General features: G+C 37.8%; 3 protein-coding genes. All 3 read right to left on the bottom strand.

What is annotated here, in order from left to right; genetic code table 11:
• Positions 1-600: 600 nt before the first annotated feature.
• A complete protein-coding gene (locus ACTBZY_RS00200; RefSeq protein WP_463044297.1) occupies positions 601-2364 on the bottom strand; it encodes a RagB/SusD family nutrient uptake outer membrane protein in 1764 nt (587 codons plus the stop codon).
• A gap of 26 nt (positions 2365-2390) precedes the next feature.
• A complete protein-coding gene (locus ACTBZY_RS00205) occupies positions 2391-5645 on the bottom strand; it encodes a SusC/RagA family TonB-linked outer membrane protein (protein ID WP_463044298.1) in 3255 nt (1084 codons plus the stop codon).
• An 819-nt stretch (positions 5646-6464) separates the two neighbouring features.
• Positions 6465-7655, bottom strand: a complete 1191-nt coding sequence (locus ACTBZY_RS00210) for a multiheme c-type cytochrome (RefSeq protein WP_463044299.1) — start codon at positions 7653-7655, stop codon at positions 6465-6467.
• Positions 7656-7878 lie beyond the last annotated feature (223 nt).

The raw sequence follows: 7878 nt of genomic DNA on the forward strand, positions 1-7878 counted from the left end.
AAAATCCATTTGCTGCTGTAACTTCTGGAAAAAACAAAATAGAGGGCATGGTGAATACTTTTACAACCTCATTTTTAGTGGTATCGAGAATTGCCAATGCGGAATTAGTGGTGCCGAAATCCACTCCATAAATAAACTGAGACATAGAAATCAAGTATTTTTTAGATAGAAAAGTAAAATTGGGGCACAAAAATAAGGCTTAAGAATTCAAAACCTTCATATTATTTCACTTTCAAATTTCTATCCATTTAAATCCAAATTTTGAACCTCTTTCCAATAGTGAATAATGGTTTTCAGAACGTTTAACCCGCATTAGGCAATCTCCCGATTTTATCGGGACCATAGCTAAATTATTTCAAATCAGTATACTTCGTCTAGCTCAGCACAGGCTACACCCATTTAAACTCAATCATCATAGCCCTTCGACATTGGCTCAGGGTAAACGCTATGCTAATTTCCTTTAATTGTCTGATTTATTGCACTTTAAAACTCATAACGATTCCCCAATGCATAATCCGGGTTTAATAATGGGTTACGAGGCTTTTAAAACGCAAAAAGCCTGAACATTTCTGTTCAGGCTTTTTTAGTCTGTTGATTGAATTAATACCCCGTATTTTGAATCAAGGTAGGTTTTCCATCTATTTGACTATTCAAAATTTCATCTTGAGGTAAAGGAAAAACATTATTCTTTGAGGTAAATGTTTTTCCTGACATATAACCTCTTTTACTGAATACTCTGCCTGATGGATCTTTACCTGGCAAAGCCTCTTCTGCAGCATATTTGTTGAGCACTTTTTCTGCAATTCCCCAACGCACTAAATCAAAGTACCTGTGACCTTCCATGGCAAACTCTAGTCTTTGTTCCATACGTGTGGCATTTCTTGCAAAATCTGCACCTCTTGTGGCAAATGTACCCACAGGGTAAGTATTTACGACATAATTCACTGTTGGGTCTTGCACTGAACCCGTCTGTGCTCTTTTTCTGATTTGGTTTACGTAGCCTTCCGCAGCGGCAAGGTTTCCCAGTTCTATTTCACACTCAGCAAGCCATAAAATAACATGAGACAGCTTAATAAGTCTATAGTTATTGTTGGTACTTCTCTTACTTGTAGAATGTGTAGAACTGCTTTCTTCGGCTAAATAGTACATCCATTTTTTACCTGAGAATGGTCCTGCATAAACTTGGTCACGAATCCAAGTAGAACCAGGCATTGGACCCCAATCTAAGAAATTCACTCCTCTTCTACCTACCGTCCAGTCTAATCTAGGATCCACTGCTATACTTTTGTCTAGTGTAAAAGCGGCTCCAGAGCTTATACCCTGATCGTTAGGTAAATCTACTTTGTTATAAGAATCTTCAGTGCCATCTGCTGCAGCTCCAATCAATGGCAAACCATCACTTGTTTTGAATGCATTGACCAAGTTATGAGATGGCTGATAGAATCCACAACATCCTCTACCAGGTGCGGTAGAAGAATACGGATAATTTAGTCCGTCTCCCGCATTTCCATTATTACCTGTCGTTCCATCATTTACAGACATTTGCACTTCAAATATAGATTCTACGTTGTTTCTGCTTCCTGATCTGTAGTTATCATGATAATTGGTAACTAGTGTTTTTCCAGAATTCTTATACACATCTTCCAGTAAAACTTTTGCTTCAGCCCATTTCTTTTGGTAAATTTTTGCTTTAGCTAAATAAGACTTTGCTGCCCATTTTGACGCTCTTCCTACTTGGGATTGCACCGCTGGAAGATTTGCCGCTGCGAACTCAAAGTCAGCTTCTATTTTAGGCCAGATATCTGCAGTGTTAGGTAGTTTTGTAGAACTAGGGTCACCTGCATTATAAGTTTTGTCATCAATGTACGGTATTTTACCCCACATTTTTTTAGCCTCAAAATGGTAGTGAGCTCTCAAAAATCTAGCCTCAGCAATGACTTGTGTTTTTTCGGCATCAGTCATGTCTTTAACATCTGGACTATTGACAATTTGAATTACCTCATTGGCACGGCCAACACCATCATACGAATGCTGCCATTTACCTAAGAAATAGGTATTGTCAGCCAACCAGCTGTATTGTTCAATAAAGGACTGCTCTGGTTGGTCACCAGCATCCGTGCCTTTAACGGCATCGTCAGATGCTATACCACCGAAAACATAATTTGAAACCGTGGAATGGCGACCGGTATTACCAGCACCTACTCCATCCAATAGTGAATAAGCTCCAATCAACAAGGCATTCACCCCAGATTTATTGGATAGCTGAGCCAGCGACGCACGCCCCTGGGGTTTCAAATCAAAAAACGTATCGGTACATGAAAAGCTGATAAAAACAGCTACGAAAAGGATTATTAATTTCTTCATTTTATATACTATTTAAATCATTCAAATTATAAACCTAAACGAATACCAACCAATAAGGATTTGGCAACAGGATACGCTCCTTCATCTATTCCCATATGAATATCTTGATTGTCGTTACCCGAAGTTCTAAGGTTGATATCTGGATCAAGACCTGTGTATTTAGTCAATGTCAGCATGTTTTGACCTTGTACATAAATCTGAGCAGAACTCAACTTTACTTTTTCAGCAATAAATAACGGTACGGTATAGGTCAACTGAACATTTTTCAATCTCAAATAAGAACCATCCTCCAAGAAATAGCTAGAAATCTGTTGGCTAGTGGCATCACCAGAATTCAAGCGTGGCAGTTTGGCATCATCACCTTGATTTTTCCATGAGTTATACAATAAATCTGTTGATCTATTTCCTTGGAACGTGTTAAAGTCTGTCCAGTACCTTACATAGTTAAATATTTCGTTTCCTTGTACACCTTGACCAAACATGGCTAAATCAAAGTTTTTATACCCCAAATTAATATTGATACCATAATTGAAGTCTGGATGAGGACTTCCAATGATTGTTCTGTCGGCAGCGGTTATAATTCCATCACCGTTAACATCTCTAAAATTGAAAGACCCAGCCCTTGTATATGAACCAAATTTAGGTGCAGCCGCTGCCTCAGCATCATCTTTTATAACGCCATCAACGATATAACCATAATAGCTAGCTATAGGAAGACCAGCTTTTGTGGCAGAAATGGCAGGTAACCTCGTTGAGAATCCAAAAATAGTTGAATTAGGATCATCATTAAGTTTTATGACTTTATTCTTATAATGACCAATATTTAAACCCACTTGGTATCTAAAATTACCCACTTTATCTCTATAGTTAATTCCTAAGTCAAAACCTCTATTTTGCACTTCACCAATATTGGTATACGGTATAGATCCAGTACCAGCAGTTCTTGGAATGGCAATTTGTGTTAACATATCTGAGGTAGTTCTGTCGTACACGTCGAAAACAAATTCCATTTTATTGTTTAACAAAACGGCATCAATACCCAAGTTACTTGAAGTAGTAGTCTCCCATTTACCATTTGGATTTCCGAATTGAACTAAGTCAAAACCGCCAACAATTGAAGAGCCCGTACCATTAATGTCATAGGCATTATTTGAAGGATCTGCGGCATATAAAGTGTAAGCGTTATTCACATTAGGAATAAGCTGATTACCTGTTTTACCCCAACCAAATCTTACCTTCAAATCATTTACAAACGACACATCTTTCAAGAAGTCATATTCAGACACACGCACTCCAACAGAAAATGCAGGAAAAACACCGTATCTATTTGCTTCAGAAAAACGAGAAGAGCCATCTCTTCGTAAGGTAAAGTCTGCCAAATAAATGTCTTTAAAAGCATAGTTAACTTTACCAAATTGAGAAAACAAGGCACTTCGAATTGCACCATCACCCGCATTACTTAGTCCAGCAGCTGACCCTGAGTTAAGGTAACGGTAATCTAAGTCATCAAAAGCAAAACCACTTCTACTTGCCTGAAAACCAAAATAATATGTAGTTACAGCTTCTGTACCTACCAATACATTTAACTCATGAAGACCCAATGATCTGTTATAGTTAAGCGTATTAAACCATGTAGATGATTTATCATAGCTATTAATGACATTTAAGCTATTTGCATTTCTAGCCTCTGCAGCTTCAATATCTCTATGAAAATATTCTGACCTGTTAAATTGATTATACTCGAGTCCATAACTGGTACGAGCTTTTAAGCCCTTCATTAAGTCCAATTCCAAAAACACGTTTCCAAACAAATGCGATCCTTTTGTAAGGTTGTCTTGCTCACGATACAATCTGGCCAAGGGATTAGGTGCATTACCTAAATTAACCCCTTTACTACCAGCAAATCCATTATATGGAGAAGTGTTTGTTCCTCCTAAAGCGGTAGGTCCGCCCGTAATATCAAACACTGGAATGATAGGATGAACACGAATGGCAAACATAATTGGGTTTGACTCGTTGTTGTTCGTTATTCCTTGTCTTTCATCATAAGAGAAGGTTAAGTTTTCTCCGAACGTTACGAATTTCTTCTTAAATTCCGTATTTGCTCTAACGGAATATCTACTATACTTCGTATATCTTAAAATTCCATCTTGATTGAAATAATTAGCAGAAATCGCATATTTAGCGGCACTAGAGCCTCCAGTTGCACCAAGTTGATAATTGCTTATTGGTGCCGGGTCAAAAATTACATCTTGCCAATCTGTACCTTCTTTATTCGCTTTGGTAATATTAAAGGCCGTTTTTCCCAAATTTGGGTCAGTGATATCATTGGTATAGGTGTAGTTAGAAGGCAAAGCTCCATAAACGTTTGGATAGATATAGTCTGCCATTGTAACTTCACCATTTGGTCCAAATTTGTATTGAACAGAAGGCGAGGTAACCGAAGGGTTTTTCCCTGCCCCTAAATCAGCCTGATATAAATATTGACCCAACTCGTCAGCATTCAACAAATCCAACATTTTGCCAGGTTTCTGAGTGCCTGTATAATAGTCAAAAGTAATGTTAGGCTCGCCAGTTGTACCCTTTTTAGTTGTAATGATAACAACACCATTGGCAGCTCTAGCTCCATAAATAGACGCCGCAGAAGCATCCTTTAATACTTGCATAGACTCTATATCATTAGGATTTAACTGATTAAGCGTTCCCTGGGTAGGAACCCCATCAATGACATAAAGCGGGCTATTATTATTCACCGTACCAAAGCCTCTAATTCTAACCATGGTTCCACCACCAGGGGAGTTATCGTTACCGACCACAACTCCAGATGCTCTACCTTGAAGCATCTGAGTTACGCTGGCAGCAGGAGTGGCTGTGAGTTCTTTGGCATTTACCACTGTTACAGCTCCCGTTATGTCCTTCTTGCGTTGCGATGCATAACCAGTAACTACAACTTCTTCAAGGGATCTGCTATCAAGTATCATAGAGATATTGATAACGGTCTGGTTTCCAACTTCAATTTCTTGAGGAAAATAACCAATAGAAGAAAATATTAAGACAGCTTTTGTTGCAGGAACTTCAAAAATGAAATTTCCTGAAGCATCTGTCATCGTACCTCGATTTGTCTCTTTGAGCGTAATCGAAACACCAGGCAAACCTTCGCCAGAAGGTCCATCACTTACATTACCCGTAATTTTTTTCTGAGCTACGCCGGCCAACGAGACTAGAAAAAAGAACAGAAGCAAATTTGTTCCACGGATGGGAATTTTGTAGAGTTTTTTCATAGAAATTAGATAGTTGAGAATATTACGTTTATAGGTTATATAATTTTAAAAAAGTGTCAAATCTATGCTAAAAATTCTCATACTATATAATTAATATAATTATTTTTTTTCATCAATTATTACAATTGGAATTACGGCCTAATACTTAGGGAGATTCTATCAAGATAAATTACCAAAGAATACGGATAGCACACTTTCAACCACTTCATTGATAGACTATTACATAAATGATCAAGAGAAAACAATAAGTGTCTTAAATACATTTATTCAATCCTGAATCAGACTATTAATTTCAAATTTCTAGCGTAAATATTACATGCTTTTAAGAAGGTAAATTGGTACACCCAATTTCTAATAATCAACGCTCTATTTTAACAGCCTCTAAACGTTGAATTGAAATTCTTCTGGTGGTGTTTTGATCGAATGATTTTGGATGTGATTGTGGAACTCATTCCTGAAAAAATGGATGAAACCATTTAGCATTTTCCATGGAAATGGCGGTAGTGATTTTAAACTTTCTTGAAATCCCAACTGAAGAGAGGACTGGCAAAAAACAGACCCATACCTCTTACAAATTACAACTAGGTTTAATAGTAGTGTTGACGTTTCCGATTGCTTTAACTCGGATTGGGTATTGACAATCATAATGACCGTTAAATATTGGCCATCTCTTTTATTTTCTTAGATAGCATACCTCATCCTTCCAATTATATAAATGGCATAAGATTTAAGCATTCAAAAGCTTGCTATTAATGCACTTTCAAATGAGTAAGTGTTCAATGAGGTGAGACTCACACGTGACGGCCTTTCTTGTAGTTTTTATTTCACGGCAAAAGAATAGTTTTCATCAAAAACCGTGATAAACAGCGGATAATTAGCTCCAAGTTTATTATATTCTGCATTTTCCTTATTAAGGCGATGCTTTGTTACCTTGGCTTGTAGTCTATAATTCCCTTCTTTATGGATTACGGTTTGAAGTTTGAAACTTCGCTCTTCTCCAGGATTGAGATTATTATCGTTTGTTTTTTTGGCTTCAGGATACCATTCCCACTCCTCTCCTATTCTATATTTCTCGGTTTTCACCAATTGACCTGCTTCGTTCGATAGCGTAAGCTCCACCATAAAAAACCTTTCTGGATCGCCTGTAGGCACTCTGTGCCCCGCATTTTCATTCTTTAGTCTTATATTAAAACTAAAGTCCTCGTTCACCACATAGCTTTTGGCAACTTTCTCAGGGTAAAAATTCAGCCCGTTTAAAACGGTCGTCTTTACCGAGTCAAACTTAGGGATACCAGAGCCTGTGAAAAAATGACTATGACTTTTTCGAGGAGCATAACCAGGTACTAATGGCCTTACTACCTCAGGCATATGGCAATCTTTACAGTTTTTTTCGCCATAAAATGGCCCAGCCTTCCACTCATCTCCTGTTTGAAAAGTACAAGCCAACGTCGGTGTAATCACGGCATTGGCATTATGGCAGCCAATACACAGGTTTTCAGAAAGTAATTCCGGTGCCTTTCTTACTTTATGGGGAGCCAGTTCACTGCCTATCGTGCCAATTATCTCATTGTTTCTCACATGGCAACTGGCACAGTTTATTCCCTCTTGCTGAAGCACGGGATCAAAAAACGGATTTTTTTCCTTTACAGGCCTATAGATATCTCCATTGATTAATCCTGTAACTATGTCTGGCTGCTGATTCTGAAGTGGAATATGGCAATTAATACACATAAAAGGACTTGATTCCTTCTTTAACTCTGCTTGAAACTGTAAATCGGTCCAGGCATGAGCATGAGTTGCTAATTTCCATTCCGCATAATGTTCTTGATGACAGACGCCACAATCTTCCGATTTAAGAGAAACTAAACCTTCGGGGATTTCTTGATGAGGCACTGGGTTTTCCCAAGTTTGGGTCAAAGGAGTGACCACCTCTTTCTCCTTAAAAAAAACGGCATAAAGCACAGTGATTAAAAATCCTGCAAGTATAAGGATGTATAAAGCTCTCTTCACATAGATTGACATATCAACAAAAATACATGATTGGAAATGGAATATGGGTGATTTTCATCACATGCTATTTCAAAAATATTATTCTGTGAGCTTAATCCTCATTCTTAAAAAGAGGGTTTGGCATTTCTTCTGGAGCCGAAACCTCCAATATTCCAGAAGAACTGAACTTTGGTTTTAAAATGGGCATTCCGTCTATCTCACTTTTTCCTGGTTTCATCCAGTT

The organism is Arcticibacterium sp., assembly GCF_055134445.1.

What these genes read in the sequence shown, in the direction of transcription:
- ACTBZY_RS00200 (WP_463044297.1), bottom strand. Translation starts at nt 2,364, where the DNA reads ATGAAGAAATTAATAATCCTTTTCGTAGCTGTTTTTATCAGCTTTTCA.
- ACTBZY_RS00205 (WP_463044298.1), bottom strand. Translation starts at nt 5,645, where the DNA reads ATGAAAAAACTCTACAAAATTCCCATCCGTGGAACAAATTTGCTTCTG.